Here is an 18,181-nt window from a genome sequence, read left to right on the forward strand (position 1 = left end):
CAATAAATTTTAATATATGGAGAATCTGAATCTGAATTACGGGATTATCGGGAATTGTAGATCTGCGGCGTTGGTTTCCGAAAATGGAAGTGTCGATTGGTTATGTTTGCCAAAATTTGATGCACCGTCGGTTTTTGCCAAACTACTGGACAAGGAAAAAGGCGGTTCTGTATCGATAGAACCGGAGAAATTACTTTCGATCAACCAGGAGTACATCGAAAGGACTAATTTGTTGTGCACTAAGTTTGTGTGCGAAGATGGTGTTTTTGAGGTGATTGACTTTATGCCGAGATATAAAAATGACGACGGCTATTATTCGCCATCCGATCTAGTGCGCGTTTTCAATTGTATTAGCGGGGCACCAACGTTTAAAATAACCTACGACCCAAAGCTCGAATATGGTGTGCACGAAACCTTTATTTCGGAAAACAAGAAATACATTAAGGCTTTTACCAAAAGAGGTTCTTATGATTCTCTTTATTTGTATACCGACTTTGATTTTAAGGATGTTTTAAACAAAGAGGTGATTACCTTAACCGATAGCAAATATATGTTGGTTAGCTATAACCAAAAATTGCTCAATCAGGATATTCAAAGGGTTAAGCTAAAGATGGAGCGTACCAAGGTGTACTGGTTAAACTGGTCGGAAAAGACTACTACCTTTAGTAACTACAACAACGAAATAAACCGCAGTGCCTTAACGTTAAAACTTTTAAGCTACGATAAGTCAGGCGCTGTATTGGCAGCACTGACCACTTCACTCCCCGAAACCGTTGGAGAGGTTCGTAACTGGGATTATCGGTTCTGTTGGATCAGAGATGGTTCAATGGTAGTAAAAATATTGACTCAACTTGGGCACAGTACGGTTGCACAAAATTATTTGCGTTTCATTGTGAATATACTTCCCGAAAAGGACGAGAAGATGCAGATAATGTATGGCATCAGCGGCGAGAAAAGACTTTCGGAGTATGAGCTTCCGCACCTGGCTGGTTACGGAAACTCCAAGCCTGTTAGGGTGGGGAATGCAGCTTACAAACAAAAACAAAACGATATTTACGGTATTTTAATGGATGCCATCTATCAGCATTTTAGTTTGTTTTCTGCCTCACTAAGCTACAGCGAGGATTTATGGACCGTTGTTCGTAACGTGGTAAAGATGGTAGAGAAGAACTGGCAGAAACCGGATAAGGGAATATGGGAAATACGCAACGAAAGCAAGCATTTTACCTTTAGCAAGGTGCTGTGCTGGGTTGCTATTGATCGTGCTCAAAAAATTGCTGTTTTACTTAAGCAGGATGATTACATTAAGAAATGGAAAAAGCTGGAGGATAAGATCCGTGCCGAGATTGAGCTAAAAGCCTGGTCGGAAACCAAACAATCATATTCACAAGCGTACGGAAGTGATGATTTAGATGCATCGGTATTGTTATTGGAGAGTTACGGTTTTGTAAAAGCAAAGGATGAACGCTATAAATCAACGGTATACGCTATCCAAAAGGAATTGGAACATAATGGTTTGATGTATCGCTACATCAATCAGGATGATTTTGGTCTGCCTAAGTCATCCTTTACTATCTGTACTTTCTGGCTTATCAATGCGTTGTATAAGATCGGGGAAAAAGAAGCGGCCATTGAACGATTTGAGCAGTTGCTAACCTATAATAATCATCTGGGTTTATTTAGCGAAGACCTGGATTTTGAAACCAAGCAACAACTGGGAAACTTCCCCCAGGCTTATTCTCATTTAGCATTGATAGAGACAGCCATTAATATCTCTGAAGGTGAAATAACCAAGGAAGAAAAAATTATGGATGCACTGAGGTACGAGACTTTTCATTAATCGGTGAATAGTGCAATAGCCTAGGGTCATTAGTTAGTTTATTCAAACCAATTAATGACCCTTGACGAATATGCTATTTAAGAAGTTCCTGAAATGTTTTGGAGAAATAATAGCCGTCGTTTACCTTATAGGTTTCTGGTTCCTTCTTCCACTCTACCTTCATTTCGGAGATAGGGGAATTCAGGATCAATTTGAATTGTTCATCTGTCAGCTTACACGCTCCTTTCAAAATGGAAAACTTATATTTTTTCACAAATTCCATATCAATATCTTCATTAAGGATTAAATCTATTGATGTATTATTCTTTGTTATCAGCGTTACTTTTTTACCTGCTTTCATATGTCCAAAGTATCGGTAACTATCTAATAAACCCAGTTCCCACTGAAAATAAATCTTCGGTTGTCCTTCAACAAACAAACATTTCGCCCTACCTTTAATTTTTCCTTTTACGGGTCCAAAATATTTTACCAGTCTTTTGCTTTCGGAATAATACAGTTCGCTCAAAGGAGATTCTTTTGTAAGCCCTTCCTCTATTTCAACAGCCATAAATTCAATAGTTTGGGGGGTTTCTTGTCCAGCATATTCCCAGGTGCCGTTTTCAAACAATAAAACTGCTTTACCTGCTTTCGTGGTGGCTTCAATTTGAGCTGTTGCCAGCATCGGTAGTGCTACTAAAACAAAGATCAGTATATTTCTCATGATGTTTTTTTTTGAAATATAGTAAAAACAAAATGGTGTTCGTATTTTCTTTCTACGAAAACACATATTTTTACGAATAAACCGGTTAATATTTGAGATGACTTCGGAAAAAATAACATGCGCGTATTGTAAAAAAAGTTTCATAAAAGCTGACCTGAAAAGAAACTGCAGCAATTGTTTTGCCTGCACAGGGTGCGAAATATATATATGCAATAGCTGTGGAGAGAGGATTGTGGTGAAACCTCCAAGGGAATATAAATCAAAAAAGAATAATTAGTCGGAAAGGAAATTCTTTTGTTTTCTAACCGGATTAATGGACTTCGTCGAATGTTGTTTCATGAATTTTAGGGATGGAAATGTATAATGACCAAGAAAATGTGAAGCGGAAAGTTTTAGCGCCATTAATAATAAATATGTATGGCTCCGTTTTATTCAAATTCAATCTAACGTTTTTTTTGATCAAACAGTTAGCCGTCTTTGCCTGAATTTAAGCATAGAAGCACCTGTTGTTAATTCATTTCAGCCGATTAACAATTATTAACATTAAAAATTTATTCTTGCATTAAGATTTGCCATAAATTTAGATGAAACAAAATTACTCGCCTAATAATTACACATTAACTAGATTCTCTGGTAATCGCACCAGGAGTTAATGATCCTGCTTATATACTTATTAAGCCTGCTATATTTCATAATTAAAGTTTTTACAAATCTTATTGTGTTTGTACGATGAGTTTATTAACAACTTTTACTGTTCTTTTTTTATGGCTTCAAACATCAACGCCAATCATTGTGGAAAAGTCTTTTTGTGAAGCATTATACGAAAACGACAAGGCCAGTTTGAAAATAATCCTTGACAAAAAACTGGATACGCTCGATATTAAGGAAAGTTCCAAACGACATTTCGAGTTGATCAAGGCAGAAATTGCAAAGTATGATTGTGTGTCCGCGGTTGAAATTGTTCCTGGAATGTTACGTTCCGATCCACCCATAAAAATATTTGAAGTAAAAATAAACCTCCCCGGCAAAGCAAGCAAAACACTGGAAATAGGCATCCAAGTATTTCCTGATAAGCTAAGGTTTAACTACTATTAATACCTGTAAAAATGGATTTACATAATCTATCGGAAAACCAAGACAAGCTTTTAAGCAAACTTGAAAAGGTTAAAAAAGAGCTGTCCAAAAATCCCAATGTTTTAGCTGTCGGGGTTGGTATGAAAGAAAAAAACAAACAGTTTACCGATGAAATTTCTTTTAGGGTATTCGTGGCGGAAAAAAAGAGCCTGAAATCACTGAAAGCAAATGAGGTTATACCTACCGAAATTGAAGCAATAAAAACAGATGTTTTAACGCCTTACCAGGTTTGTGACCGACCTGATGTTTGCGGGGACGAAAGAAGAGAAAACGTCAAACACAGGCCGTTGAAAGCAGGAATAGCGGTTTCTACCAAATCCAATACTTACGGTACATTAGGTTGGTTTGGCACACTGGATTCCGATGGTACGACAATCCTTTTAACCAACAAGCATGTATTATACGATTCAACCTCTAGCACGGATACCACGGTACTCCCAACGGCTCAACCTAAGTTAGGCAAGGTATCAAAATGTTGTTGCTGTGAGTGTGGCAGTGACGATGTAATCGGGGAAACCATTATCGGTATCCGTGACCTCAACCCGCCCACCAGCACTTCCGTAGATTGTGCCATCGCTAAAATCAATACTGAATTTTCCGGCGACATCTCCTTCAATATCACTAACGACTCTACCGATGAGGTGTTGACGGTATCCGGCACCGCTGCGGCAGTGGTTGGTGAAACGGTCCGTAAAATTGGGGCCCGCTCTGCTTTTACCACAGGAAGGGTTGTTCATATAGGTGACACCGCTGTTGCCGGAACCGATCCGGATGGCGGTACCATCACCATTCGTACAGGACAGGTTTTGATTATCCCCGACCCCTCGGAAACTTATCAGGTACTTGATGCAGATAGCGATACCTGCAAATTTGCTTTCTCAAACAATGGCGATTCAGGTTCTGTCATCTTAAATGCCTCTGACGAAATTGTGGCTTTACTATATGGTGGGGATGAAACAACCAACTCAGTGGATATAACATTTGCCAATAACATCGCCAATGTGCTTGCTAAATTAAGTTCAAACAGCAATGCCATAACACTGTCCACCAGTCCAAGTGGTTCTGGCCTAAGAAGCGATACGGTTACAAACACGGTTAGAAAAACAAGCACCGGGAAACCAAATGTTAAAAATATTCTTGAAAAGCTCAGGGAAGCAAATGACCATAGTCTTATTCGTAAGTTATATGATAAGCACTTTGAAGAAGTTCTGGAACTGGTTAACCATTGCCGACCAGTTACCGTGGTTTGGCAGCGACTCCAAGGGCCTGCCTATGTGGCAGCCATAGCCCGTGCGGCTCGGGTAGAAAACTACAAAATCCCTAAAGAAATTAATGGTTCAGGCCGTGAAGAGCTTCTTGTGGCCATGTATAATGCCTTGATCGAAAACGGTAGCGGTAAATTGAAACAAGAGCTTCTGGAACATGGTGAGAAATTGATACTTTCCATGATGAGTCCCGAGACTATCGAGGATTTTGCCAACGCCCTGCTAAAAGCCGGTTACCTCGACAAATTACCCATCATGTTTAACCCTGTAAAATAGATACGATGCCCTCACCCAACGAAAATACAGGAACACTCGAGGCTATCTTAATGGGATTGGCCCAAATAATGGAACCTTTAAAAGATGATTTAAAGGACAACAAGGCAATCGTCTTGCTCGCTCAGCTTGGCCTGGAATTGCCCGACGCCGTAAATGGTGTTTCGGGTTTTGCCAATGCGGCCAATAAAACATTCACCGCTGCCAGCAAGCTGCCCGATTTGGTTCAGGAAGTAGTGGATGGGATAGATGCCGGTGATTACAGCAAAATTGGCGATCTGTTGCAAGCCATTATTACAACCGTTAAGGCAATCAAGGATTTGGCAGATGCCATCAAGACTTTATCAGGTGTGTCCGGAATCCCACAAAATGAGCTCAACGAGTTTGCAGAAAAACTGCCCCGGAGATTGTTCGACTACCTGGTGGTTCGAAACCTGGAAGGTGTACCTGTGCTACCCGAAGTGTTGGAATTTGTAGGCATCATTCAACGGGAGTTGCAAAAGATTGGCTCAGAAGGCCATGGTAATGCCGAAATCAACAAGTATATTTTCGATATCAACCAGATTGGAAAATTTATCAAATCCCCACAGGATGTTCTGAAAATTTTATATCGCTGGGGCGAGAATACCTATGGCGACAGTACCCTGCTGAACGATTTGCAATCATTGCTGGGTAAAGCAGGTGTACCTGCCGTTATCGATACCGCGCCTAATCCCGACGTGTTGGATGTACTGGCTTTTGAAATTTCGCCAAAAACAGATGTTCAACCCTGGGCACTCAAAATCAGGATGGCCGAAGATGTATCTATTGATACCTCCGGTCCGATTTCGGACGGTGGTGATTGGAAACTGGAAGCATTGGCCAAAAGCGACCTGAAAGCCAGTGCGGAAATTATCATTCATCCCGACGGAAATATCGATTTTGATTCTTCCGCCGGAATAACAGGTGAGTACGGCCTTCGTTTTACCGCGGGGAAAGCCGACAATACACCTTTCATTATTTTTGGTGAAGCCGAAGGTTCCAGACTCGAGGTGGCCAAGTTTATCGTAACGGGTTCTGCCGGGTTGAATTTTGATTTGGGCAGTTCAGCCAGTGCAGCTTTTAAAGTTCTGGGAGAAATTAAGGGCGGTAAGCTTAAAGTGGATATGTCGCAAGGCGATGGATTCCTGACCCAAATACTTTCGGGCATTAAAATAGATTCCGATTTTGAAATGGGTTTCGGCTACGACTCCAAAGAAGGATTGTTCTTTACAGGCAGTTCAACCCTCGAAATTCAACTTCCTTCACATATTGATCTGGGTCCCATTGAAATTGACGCCATCACCATAAGTATTGGCGTGGGAACAGATGGTGGTGAACTGAAAATACCTGTTGGACTAAGCGCCAACATCAAAGCCGAAATAGGCCCTATTGCTGCATCCGTTGAAGGTATCGGTTTGATCGGGAACATCAACTTCCCCGAAGATAAAACCGATAACAATCTTGGACCCGTCGATTTCGATTTGGAATTTAAACCACCTAATGGCGTGGGTTTATCTCTTGATGCCGGTGTAGTTAAAGGTGGTGGTTATCTTTACTTCGACTTTGAAAGAGAGGAATATGCCGGTGCACTGGAACTGGTATTTGCCGAGTGGATTGCACTTCGTGCCATTGGCCTCATCACCACCAAAATGCCCGATGGCTCCAAAGGATTCTCCATGATATTGATTATCACCGTGGAATTTGGTAGCGGTATCCAACTGGGTTTTGGATTTACCTTGTTGGGCGTTGGAGGAATCATCGGTGTTAACCGCATCGTAAATGTTGATCCTTTAACCGAAGGCATTAAAAACGGCTCCATAGAAAGCGTGATGTTCCCGCAGGACATTATTGCCAATGCACCGCGCATTATCAGCGATTTAAGGAAATTCTTCCCAACCATGGAAGATACCTTCCTGATAGGCCCAATGGTGAAAATTGGCTGGGGAACACCAAATTTGCTGAGTGTGTCCATGGGAATCATCATCGAATTCCCCGAAGCGAACTTTACGATACTTGGTATTATTAAGGTGGTTCTGCCCGATGAAGAAGCCGATATTCTTCGCTTGCAGGTAAACTTTATGGGCAGGTTGGAACCTAACAATAAACTGTTGTGGTTCTTTGCTTACCTATACGACAGCCGTGTTTTGTTTATCACACTCGAAGGCGGAATGGGACTGTTGGTTCAATGGGGCAGTCCTGCTAATTTTGTGGTGAGCGTAGGTGGGTTCCACCCCAGATACAGTCCGCCACCACTGCCATTTGGAACTATTCCGCGCATTGCGGTTAACATATTGAACCATTCCAATGCGAAGGTTCGAATAGAAGGATACTTTGCCGTCACCTCCAATTCGGTACAATTTGGAGCAAAGGTAGAGGTATACTTTGGAGTCAGTGCCTTTAATATCGATGGTCATCTGGGATTTGACGCCCTGTTCCAATTCGATCCGTTCTTCTTCAGCTTCGGATTGTCCATGAGCCTGAGCGTGAAAGTATTTGGCGTAGGTTTATTCAGCGTAGGGTTCAGCGGGTTGTTGGAAGGTCCTACTCCCTGGCATATCGAAGGAAAAGGAAAGATATCCTTGCTATTCTTCAAAATTAAAGTACCATTCAGTAAAACATGGGGCGACGAGGAAAATACCAAACTCGATCCAATAGAGGTATTCCCGTTATTGGAGAAAGAATTGGCGGCACTAACCAACTGGGAAGCCAAACTGCCTTCAACAAGCCATGTTTCGGTTACCTTGCGTCAACTGGGCGAAAGCGATAGCGATCAGCTCGTATTGCACCCTGTTGGTAAATTGTTGATCAGCCAACGAAAAGTACCGTTGAATTTTAAAATCGACAAAGTAGGAAATCAGAAACCTACAGATACCAACAAAATGTTTGTTGATGCCCAAATTCAAGGTGGAGGACCGTTGGGAACAAGTGTGGTGAAAGAGGAATTTGCTATTGGGCAATATAAACAATTGGATGATTCCAAACGCCTGTCCAGTCCAGGTTACGAGCCTCTGGAAAGTGGATTGGAGGTAGCTGTTGAAGGAGATCAGCTTAAAACCAGCATGGCCACCAAACGTGTTATCCGGTACGAAACCAACATCATCGATAATAACTTTAAAAAATTCATCCGAAGACCATTCTACTTGTATTTCCGTATTCAGTTCACTTTGCTGTTTAAATTATTGTTTGGTCATTTCATTAAGGGCAGTGCGGTTGCACAGGCAACAGTCTCCATGCAAACAAAAAAACGCATGCAGCCTTACGATGAAAAAATAGAAGTGAAAGCAAACGAATATTCAGTGGCCTTTAACGAGGACAACACTGCCGTAGATCCTGCAGTATCGTTCACCAGTCAAGCCGAGGCGGACCAATTTATGAACGATCAGATCCAAAACAACCCTGCTTTAGCCAGTCAATTACACGTGATTCCGAACACCGAATTAAACATTGTAGCATGAGTAATATAGCCACATATACTTTTATACCCTGGGTAAGGGAAGGTATCGCCAATCAAATTGGTGGACAATCGGGTGTGCGAGCAACCATTCCCGTAGAATTAAAGATCAGCGGAGATGGAGTTGACGGCAGTACGGTAAATCGTCCTTCCATTGTTAAGGACATTCAAATTTATGGACCTGGAGATATCACGGGTCTCGATCCCAGGACGATTATTAAGGTGGATCCGGAACCCAATTTGTCTAATTTTGAACCCAACTACCTGCCCTATATCGATTTTTACGATGAGGACTTGCCTTGGCGTTATTCTCCCGTCAGTCCGTCAAACCATCGCTTGACGCCCTGGATTATGCTAGTGGTTTTAAAGGATGATGAATTTAGCAATGGCAAAAACGTTAAAGACAGGCCTCTGCCTTATATACTGCCCAAAGCTGGAGCCAAACTTCCACCTCCGTCGCAACTGTGGGCATGGGCACATGTGCATATCAACAAGGATTTGCTGGGTGAGGATAGTGAAGATAACGAGATAGTACGCTCCACGGATGCGGCAGGTATTCAATCGGATTTAGTGAGTACCCTCAATTCCAATCCCGATAACGGTTTTGCCCGTATAATGTGTCCTCGCAAGCTCGAAGCCAACGTGAATTATCATGCTTTTTTGGTGCCTTCTTTCGAAAGTGGACGATTGGCTGGTGTAGGACAAGACCCAAGCACTGCCGCTTCACACGATACACCAGCATGGACCGATAGTGTTCTCCCCACCGAGTTACCATATTATCACCGTTGGGGTTTTAAAACAGGAACCAAAGGTGATTTCGAATACCTGGTCCGCCTCCTTAAACCGCAACCCATCGACAAGAGGGTAGGAACACGGGATATGGATGTTCAGAAACCAGGTGCCAACATCAAGGGAATTACTGACGCTCCCGATGCCACAGAAGAACAGAAACTGGGCGGCATACTAAAATTGGGTGGCGCCTTAAAAATCCCTGATATATTTTACGATCACGATTCCGATGAATATAAAGACATCGTAAAATACAGAAACTGGGCAACACTGAACGGAACACAGGCTTATCCTCATCCGTTCCAAAGCGACCTGGCATCGTTTATCAACCTGACCGATTCCTATGAAGAAGAAAGTGCTCTGGACGCAAATACCCATGCGAACATAACCGAGGAACAAACAGCTACAGATAAGGAAAACGAGTTTGGTTACGACCAAAACCCCGATCCGTTAATTACAGCACCATTATATGCACGCTGGCATTCGCTGAGTAAGCGATTATTAAAGACCCAGGATGGTTCTGACATCTCACCCAACGATAATTGGGTGCATGAACTTAACCTCGATCCCCGATGGCGCTCGGCTGCCGGTTTTGGAACAAAGGTGGTACAAGAAAACCAGGAAGACTATATGCAATCCGCCTGGGAACAAGTTGGTGACATCCTAAAATCCAATAAGCTCATCCAATATGCACAACTTTCAAAAGAAGTCAGCAGTGTTTGGTACGATACCCATTTGGGCTCAATTCAAAGTTCTACTCCCGACAGATGGCTCAGCGTATCCGCGCCAATGCACAAAAGGATTTTAAAAGATGTAAGCTATCATAACGGCGATCAGACTACTCTAAAAAAAGCAACCGCATTTTACGAGGTTAAGCAAAGTAATGTTCCACAGGTTACTATTTCAACATCCTTCAGGAAGTTTACCAGGCCCAGGGGGATATTGATGAAACGTTTCAACTTTGATGATACGATCAATGTAAATAATATCATCTCCCGAATAAATAAAAACGAGGTGAGTGCAGCACCTCCAAGGATTGCTCCTCCTATATTGAGTGAACATGAAAAACTGCATGAGGAAGTGCGGCCAACCAATATACCAGATATTATTCTGCAGTTGATTAAAAAATATGAATGGCTAAAATGGGTTCCTTTTGCCATCGCATTGCTGCTGATTATAATATTCTATTTTATACTGGGAACAAATGTGCCTTATTATGCCACGATAGTGGCCATTATTGGAGCTATGTTCTACTTGTTTAGATTATTGAACAAATGGGATTTAAGCGTGGATGCTTCCGAAGTGGTTCAACCGGAAAACAAGACACCCGATAGTGTGGATGACTGGCCCAGACGACCTGAATTTAAAATATCGCTGGACGGCACTTACACTTCGTCGCGAGTAGGTCTTCAGGACAGCAAGGAAGCAGAAGCATTTAAAACCGGTACGAAAGATGCCTATACCCTCGTGCAAGAATCTATTGCGGCCAGCGTTCCCACCGTGAAACCCGAACTTGATATTGCAGGTATTAATACATCGGTATACGATAGTTTACAACCTGAAACTACCATTCCAAAGTGGGTGTGGGGTAAGGTGTTGATTCCGTGGAGGATAAAAGAGCAGTTAAAAGAAACCTTTGTGCCCGCTATGGCCTATCCCGAGATAGATTTGCCTATGTACAAACCGTTGACCGAATACTCGGCAGAACTATTCTTGCCCAATATCAATTTCGTGGCGCAAAACAGTATTTCATTGCTGGAAACTAATCAGCCATTTATTGAATCGTATATGGTAGGGTTGAACCATGAGTTTGCACGTGAGTTGTTATGGCGCGAGTACCCAACAGACCAACGGGGAAGTTATTTCAGACAGTTTTGGGAAGCCATAGGTTATTTAGATAGGGAGGGCTTAAGTGAAGAAGAATTAAAGGAGAAATTAAGAGATATTCCACCTGTTCATCTTTGGTCGAAGTATAGTGATTTAGGTGACCACGACCATCGGGAAGAACCTGGTGATAACGAAGAAGAAGTGGTATTGGTGATCAGAGGCGAGCTGCTTAAGAAATACCCTAATGCAGTTATCTATGCCCATAAGGCTGTATGGAGAGATGAAGACGGGAATCCTGTGACTGATGAAGCGGATAAGGACAAGATTGATCCAAAACAGGAAAGAGATCTGTGGCCGTTGACGGACACCGAACAAAACAACCCTCCATCAGACATTGTGAAAACGCCATTGTACGAGGCCAAGGTAAGCCCCGATATCCATTTCTTCGGATTCGACTTAACCACATGCGAAGCCAAGGGGGGTACCGGAGATGAAAGTATAGAAGTGGATCCCCGCTGCGCAAGTAATGGAATAACCTGGGACGATCCGGGTTGGTTCTTCGTCATCAAAGAACGTCCGGGAGAACCTAGATTTGGGCTTGATATTGGAGGCGAAACCAGTAATGTAGAGGGCAATAAAATAGAACTTTGGAATGATCTAAGCTGGACTGATATTACACCTGCTGTCGCCGATGGAGGATTTATTCAAATTACAAATCAAACCCCGACTATTACAGCCGATCAGGATTTGGAATTACCCGAAGACGCTGAAAAAGAAGAACAGCAAAGCGAAGACATGGGAATCATTTGGAACAAGGACATGAGCTCAGCCGATTTGGCATATATCCTTTACCAGGTACCTGTTTTGGTAGCTGTGCATGCAACAGAAATGTTGCCGAATACGGATTAAAAGAGCGGAGAACGATGAGTGGAGATCATAGCGATGAGATAAGTGAGGAGAGTCGCAAGTGAGCAAAGTTCAAGAACCTCAACATGCTTATCGTATGCTGGTGTTTGTAATAGTTATTATCATTTAAAATTCGTGTAATTCGAAACATTCGTGTTAATATAAAGCAGTTTTGCTGTTTTTTAATCTGTTTAATCTGAATAACCTGCCCGTCGACTGACGGGTCTGTGGATAAAAAATAAGAAACTATGGCAGAATTTAATGAAGCCCGGGAAGCTTTGAGAGCAATACAAAACACTATTGCCACAGAGCAAAAAGTTATATTTCACGATAAGGAACGGCTCAAAAAACTCGACGAGCAAAAGAAAAATGTGGTTCGTGTCTATACCGAGCAAAGTACGCATTATAAAAAGATTGTTGCCGCCGAACGCAGCCTGAAAGCTTCTATTGCCGGTCAGCAAGCCGAACTGAATGCCATGGCCTCGGAAAAGCTGGAAGCCATCAAAGCGTTTCAGGCCTTTACCGATCCCCGAAAAAACATGGGTTTCCTAAACGACCAAACACCCATTCTTATGTTCCCTGTTCGACTGGAAACCCGTTTTAAAAAAGTGGAAGGTGACGGCGGTGAAATCCCTCAACTTTGGGTCAGGGTATTTCCCGACGAATGCTCTATCGACACCTTTGACGTAACCCTCAGCGAAAGCGAAGTGGAAAAAGCCAAAGAATACTGGATCAACATTTGGCAGGCCGGTATACCTGCCACTGAAGATCTCAACGAGTTTGTAAAAAACAAACACCGGGGTGCCTGGCAAAAACTGATGGGGCATTTTAATGCGGGCCGATCCTATTATCTGACTACCGCTTATAAACCTGTGGGCGAAGATTTAATTCCGCCAAGAGAAAGCGAATCGGACGTGATATTGGTTATTTCAACCTATAACCTTCCTTCCGAAGCGCATCAAGATGCCTTAAAAAAATATTGGGCGGCTTTTTATCTTGCCTTCGGCGATGGTGAATCCATTAAAAAAGCTTTTGATGATTTCTCTACTGAGATAGGTTCAACTGACGAAGCCGCACAACAACTCCTTACGCAATATACGCCGGCCAATATAAAGGAAAAACCAACTGTAGAAGAACCTGGCGTGGTGGTTTCGTTTATAGAATTTGAAGCCCCTCAAGATACCGACTCCAAAATAAATGCCTGGACCCAGGCGGCCGAAGTACGTACTTTTCCCGAAAGGTTTGTGTTGCTGGGCTACCAGAACGACTCCCAAACCCCGACGGTCAATCAAATCGGGAATTTGATACCCGATCCGTTAATTGTTGGGCCTGATACGCGCGACGATATTGAAGAAGTGCTCCGGGATTCTTATGGCGAAGGATTTGATGCGCTCAGCGACGACGAAAAGGCTGTTAAATATATAGAATACCTCTCGCAACAGGCAGAAACCAAATGGCTGTTTAATTTTGACGAGGCCGTGAACATGGGATTGGGATTTAAGGTGAACCTGACTCCCGATCAATATAGCAGAGGATTTAGCAGGCTTTTTGTAATTGGTATTAAAATGGGTGCCAACAGCAACGATGGGCAGCAATTGATCGAAGAATTATTTAAAAACCATCAGTTTGGCGATAATACTTTCTCTATTCTACCACAAGGAACACCTACCAACAATACCGAAGATGAAGGCTCGGGCTATTCCATTGAAGAAGATCCCGATGAGGCTTATGATCGTTACTTTGGACAGGATAAGCCCGATGATCCCTACGAACGCTTAACCAGAAAAGACGGCAGGTGGCTCGCCAATATGTTGGGTATTGATGTATATAATTCCGGACTTAACCTGGCCGAAAATTATTACCATACCGATCAGTGCGAGGCCAGCGCTATGCATACCGCACTTTGGAATGCCACCATAGGTTATTATATGGAGAGCATGTTGACACCTGTGGCTTCAGACTGGGAATTGGACCGATTGCGATGGTTTCTGATACATTATGTAAGCGGAAGGGGTAAAGTGCCTTCTATCCGAATAGATGACCAACCTTACGGAATATTGCCCGTTACCACTTTCAGGGATTATAAATTTATGGAACAGCGAGACATGATTGGTCGGGCATATTCCGATGACTACCCCACCTTGCTCAATATATATAACGTACTTAAAATTGTAAAAGAGGATTGGAGAACCCATCTAAGCAAGGTGGCCCATGTGGGCAAGGATGGCGATGCGCACCAAATTCTGCTCGAAGCATTGGGTTTGCATGCCTCATCGGTGGAATACGACCGACGGGTAGCGGATAGCCTGTATGCCAACTACAATGCCATGCTCATGCACGGTCAGGAATTCGATATTGAAAAAATAGAAGGTATTTACAGGGCTTTTGGATTGCTTCACCTGAGTCATCTGGGCTACAATCACGATTATAAAAACAACCCTAAAATACCCATTCTCGAAAAATCGTTTTTGGGTGATGCCCACGATTTGGACAAGCATGTGGTGGACGATACCCCATTATCCGAGAAGAACCCGATCAGACCATATACCGAAGATGATAAAAACTACATCTACTGGCTGATTGAGAAAGCACAAAATAACCATCGGGATATCAAGGATCAAAAAGGATTTAAGGACAATGATCGTCCCATTGCCTTATTGTATGATATGTTACGACATGCCATGAACCTGGAGTTCGGAAATACCGCCCTACGGCTTTATGTGAATGCCGAACTGGTTACCCGGCAAGAAGCTTCTATAATGCGCATTGATGCCGACTTTATGGGCGTTCGGGAAAACACCAGCGTATTGGAAAGCAAATGGGACATTATTTATCGGGAGGAGCCCAATATTAACGACAATGGGGTAATGATAGCCGATCATATTTCTGAATTAGTCAGAACCGCCACTGCCGATCCTTCGGTAAGATATTTACAGGAGGTATTAAAATCACTGGACCATTTGAAAGATGTGCCCACTGCCCGATTGGAACGTCTGTTTGCAGAACATATAGATTGTTGCTCTTACCGATTGGATGCCTGGTTGATGGCCTTTGTTCACCTTCAGTTGGAATATATGCGTTTTGGTGGCGAAAGCAACGAATCTGATCCATCGGATGGAATATATATTGGCGCTTACGGATTGGTGGAGGACCTAAAGCCTGAAAACAAACAACTTAGTCCGGCCGACATTGATGAAGATCTGGTAAATATATTTGGAAGCGATTCTATGATCGACTCCGAAAATGCGGGTTATGTGCATGCCCCTTCTGTCAACCATGGATTAACAGCTGCCGTTCTGCGCAATGCCTATATATCTGCCGCAACACCCGAAAATGCCGAGACCTACAAAGTAAACCTATCATCCGAAAGGGTTCGTATGGCCTTGGGCATCATTGAAGGAATGCAGCAAGGACAATCGCTTGGTGCTTTATTGGGTTATCATCTCGAAAGAGGTTTACACGATAATAATACCGAGGAGATGGACGTGTTCATTTACGAACTTCGTAAAGTGTTTCCAATCAGTTCAAACAGACTTAACAAAACAAAGATAGAGGTTGGTAAAACATCAACAAATCCTAAAATACTTCAACGCTACAAGGAGGAAGAAGCTGAGTTTGAAGAAGACAAGGCGGTTACCAAAATAGAAGCCAACAATGTGGTGGACGGCTTGGATTTGCTCGATCATATTCGCAAAGAAGGTGTTGCTACTTACCCCTTCGGATTTCAGACCGGTGTTGGGGCCGACAAACTCAAAGCGGCTACCCCCGACGAGGCAAAAGCCATCAACGACGAGGTAAATCGCATCATGAATATTAGAGATGCAGTAGCCGATCTGGCCATCTCGGAAAGCGTTCACCAGGTGGTACAAGGAAATTACGATCGCGCTGCCGGAGCTTTGGATGCCTACAGCAAAGGAACTTACCCTCAACTACCGCATGTTATTCAGTCAAATGGTAGCGGAGTCAGTCTGACCAATCGTTTTGGCATCCATCTTCCACCTGTTACCGGCCCTGTTGGAACCCTTACCCCAAGAGGTATGTCTGCACCAAGGATTAATGCCTGGCTCAATGATATTTTCCCCGACAGGAATAATATCACCTGCGAAGTGGTTTACACCATTCCAAATTATGGCGAAGTGCCTTCAAATGCGCCCATATCGCAGTTTATTTCTTTGCAGAATATTGGTTTGATGCCTATCGACTTACTTTACACCGAAGGTATTGATAGTGACAAGAGCCTTTCCGTATTGGATGATTACATTTTACAGGCTTTATATTCCGGTGGATCTGCCCCCGCACGATTGGATGCGGAAATAGAAATTAATTATACCAAGGCCGATACGGGCACTTTCTCATTCTTTGAGACAGCAGCGATGATTTCCGATTTGCGACAACTGATTGTTTCGGCTCGTCCGCTAAATGCCGCTGACGTCGCACTTCAAAACGAGGCTACGAAAGATCAGGAAGGTTCTACATCTGTGATTGATCCAACCAGAATTTCAAATGCGGTTACGCCGTTGAGCAACGCCAGCAGTGCGTTAAAAACTGGTGTGATTGATGAACTTTCGGCGTTGGTTGATGATGAAGATTTTGAAATAAGCCTGGGAAACAGCGCACAGATCCTAACCAAGATTGATACAGTTTCCGCATCCTTTGTTTCCATACTTAGCGATATCAGCCTGTTCGGAAAACCGCAATCAGGTTCGGGTTATGTATTCGACCGCAAAGCAGCCATCTACTCAGGTTTATACAAAAAAATACTGGATTACAAATTAAGGTGGGATGATAAATTAGACCAATACACCACTTTAACAAGTACTCCACCGCCTGTATCCGCATCCGAAGAAACCAAGATTAATTTCTGGCAAAAAGCGGAAAGTATCATAAGTACCGAAATCGACATTACCTTTACGGACAGTACCGATCTGGAATCGAAAGTGGTTGCGAAGAAAGCTCTTTTCGATGCAAAACATGGGGATATAGTGAGCTATTTGGCAACAAATCATATAGCGATCAATTCGTTTTTTACTGCTACAGATACTTTACTGGTGGGTTTGGATGCTTTTGATATTGAGGTTCCAACCACTGCCGATGATATTAAACAAGTAGTGGTGTTAGCCGAGGATATCCATCAACAAGCCGATAAACTGCGAAGTCAGTTGGAAAAAGTTATTTCCGATGTCAATCAAAAGGTGAGTGATGCGGGAACCACGGCAGATGCCAAAGGAAAGGTGAAGCTGCTGACACAAGCTGCCAAAGCGCTGTTCTCGGAAGACTTCCAGGTGTTGCCTGAGTTTACTTTCTCCACGGAACAAGCCAGCGAATTGCAAAATTGCGTAAATGCGCAAACGCAACTATTGAGTTACCAGGTAAATGACGAAGGAGAAGATTTCCCTGTAGACAATTGGTTATACGGTATTGCCCGTGTTCGGGAAAAAATGGGTTCGTGGGAAAACACGGTTCAACTGTTTGAAGCTTTTAACCCAACCTCCCCTACCTTGGACTTGATGCCTTTGCAATTGCCATATACGGAAAACGATAGTTGGCTGGCGGTTTCATATCCCGAAGATTATGAAATAGAAAGTGACAAATTGTTATATACCGCATATAATCCGGGGTTTAATCCTACACAAGCACAGTGTGGATTATTGGTTGATGAGTGGACGGAAACCATTCCTGCGAAAAAAGAAACAACAGGTATGACTTTCCATTACGACAGGCCAAATTGTGAACCACCGCAATCCTTGCTTTTAATGACACCTGCAGAGTTCACAGGTAACTGGAAATGGGAAGATGTGGTCAACTCGTTGCACGACATGCTGGAAATGGCCCAATTCAGGGCAATAGAACCCGACCATATCGATGAAACAGGATATGCCAAGTTCTTACCGGCCACCGTAGCCAGTGTTACCAGCCGTCCTGTTACTATGGCTCTAAACTATATGGCAACCGCAATTTTTAATAATGACTAAATC

Annotated in this window: 7 protein-coding genes; 6 read left to right on the plus strand and 1 reads right to left on the minus strand. The window is 43.0% G+C overall.

Annotation, left to right across the window (positions count from 1 at the left end; translation table 11 throughout):
• Positions 1 to 16 precede the first annotated feature (16 nt).
• A complete protein-coding gene (locus ACRD64_RS03555) occupies positions 17 to 1,840 on the plus strand; it encodes a glycoside hydrolase family 15 protein (protein ID WP_430931787.1) in 1,824 nt (607 codons plus the stop codon).
• Between the two features lie 73 nt (positions 1,841 to 1,913).
• On the opposite strand, the gene ACRD64_RS03560 is transcribed toward ACRD64_RS03555, so the two are convergent.
• Positions 1,914 to 2,540, minus strand: coding sequence for a hypothetical protein (locus ACRD64_RS03560; protein WP_430931788.1), 627 nt, complete (start codon positions 2,538 to 2,540; stop codon positions 1,914 to 1,916).
• Positions 2,541 to 3,269: 729 nt separating this feature from the next.
• Between ACRD64_RS03560 and ACRD64_RS03565 the strand changes: the two genes are divergently transcribed.
• The 5 genes from ACRD64_RS03565 (at position 3,270) to ACRD64_RS03585 (ending at position 18,178) form a co-directional block, all read left to right on the plus strand.
• Positions 3,270 to 3,635, plus strand: coding sequence for a hypothetical protein (locus tag ACRD64_RS03565; protein WP_430931789.1), 366 nt, complete (start codon positions 3,270 to 3,272; stop codon positions 3,633 to 3,635).
• Between the two features lie 11 nt (positions 3,636 to 3,646).
• Positions 3,647 to 5,215 (plus strand): hypothetical protein, encoded by a 1,569-nt coding sequence (locus tag ACRD64_RS03570; RefSeq protein ID WP_430931790.1) that lies wholly within the window; start codon positions 3,647 to 3,649, stop codon positions 5,213 to 5,215.
• Between the two features lie 5 nt (positions 5,216 to 5,220).
• On the plus strand, positions 5,221 to 8,688 hold the full coding sequence (locus ACRD64_RS03575) for a DUF6603 domain-containing protein (protein ID WP_430931791.1): 3,468 nt from the start codon (positions 5,221 to 5,223) through the stop codon (positions 8,686 to 8,688).
• Positions 8,685 to 12,209, plus strand: a complete 3,525-nt coding sequence (locus tag ACRD64_RS03580) for a hypothetical protein (RefSeq protein ID WP_430931792.1) — start codon at positions 8,685 to 8,687, stop codon at positions 12,207 to 12,209. Before ACRD64_RS03575 ends, ACRD64_RS03580 begins: the two co-directional genes overlap by 4 nt.
• A gap of 245 nt (positions 12,210 to 12,454) precedes the next feature.
• A complete protein-coding gene (locus tag ACRD64_RS03585) occupies positions 12,455 to 18,178 on the plus strand; it encodes a hypothetical protein (RefSeq protein ID WP_430931793.1) in 5,724 nt (1,907 codons plus the stop codon).
• Positions 18,179 to 18,181 lie beyond the last annotated feature (3 nt).

It is taken from the genome of Saccharicrinis sp. 156 (genome assembly GCF_050589685.1).
GTDB lineage: Bacteria > Bacteroidota > Bacteroidia > Bacteroidales > Marinilabiliaceae > Saccharicrinis.

Bases quoted from the DNA above. Each gene is read 5' to 3' on its own strand.
- ACRD64_RS03555 (WP_430931787.1), top strand. From the start codon at position 17: ATGGAGAATCTGAATCTGAATTACGGGATTATCGGGAATTGTAGATCT.
- ACRD64_RS03560 (WP_430931788.1), bottom strand. From the start codon at position 2,540: ATGAGAAATATACTGATCTTTGTTTTAGTAGCACTACCGATGCTGGCA.
- ACRD64_RS03570 (WP_430931790.1), top strand. From the start codon at position 3,647: ATGGATTTACATAATCTATCGGAAAACCAAGACAAGCTTTTAAGCAAA.
- ACRD64_RS03585 (WP_430931793.1), top strand. From the start codon at position 12,455: ATGGCAGAATTTAATGAAGCCCGGGAAGCTTTGAGAGCAATACAAAAC.
- ACRD64_RS03565 (WP_430931789.1), top strand. From the start codon at position 3,270: ATGAGTTTATTAACAACTTTTACTGTTCTTTTTTTATGGCTTCAAACA.
- ACRD64_RS03580 (WP_430931792.1), top strand. From the start codon at position 8,685: ATGAGTAATATAGCCACATATACTTTTATACCCTGGGTAAGGGAAGGT.
- ACRD64_RS03575 (WP_430931791.1), top strand. From the start codon at position 5,221: ATGCCCTCACCCAACGAAAATACAGGAACACTCGAGGCTATCTTAATG.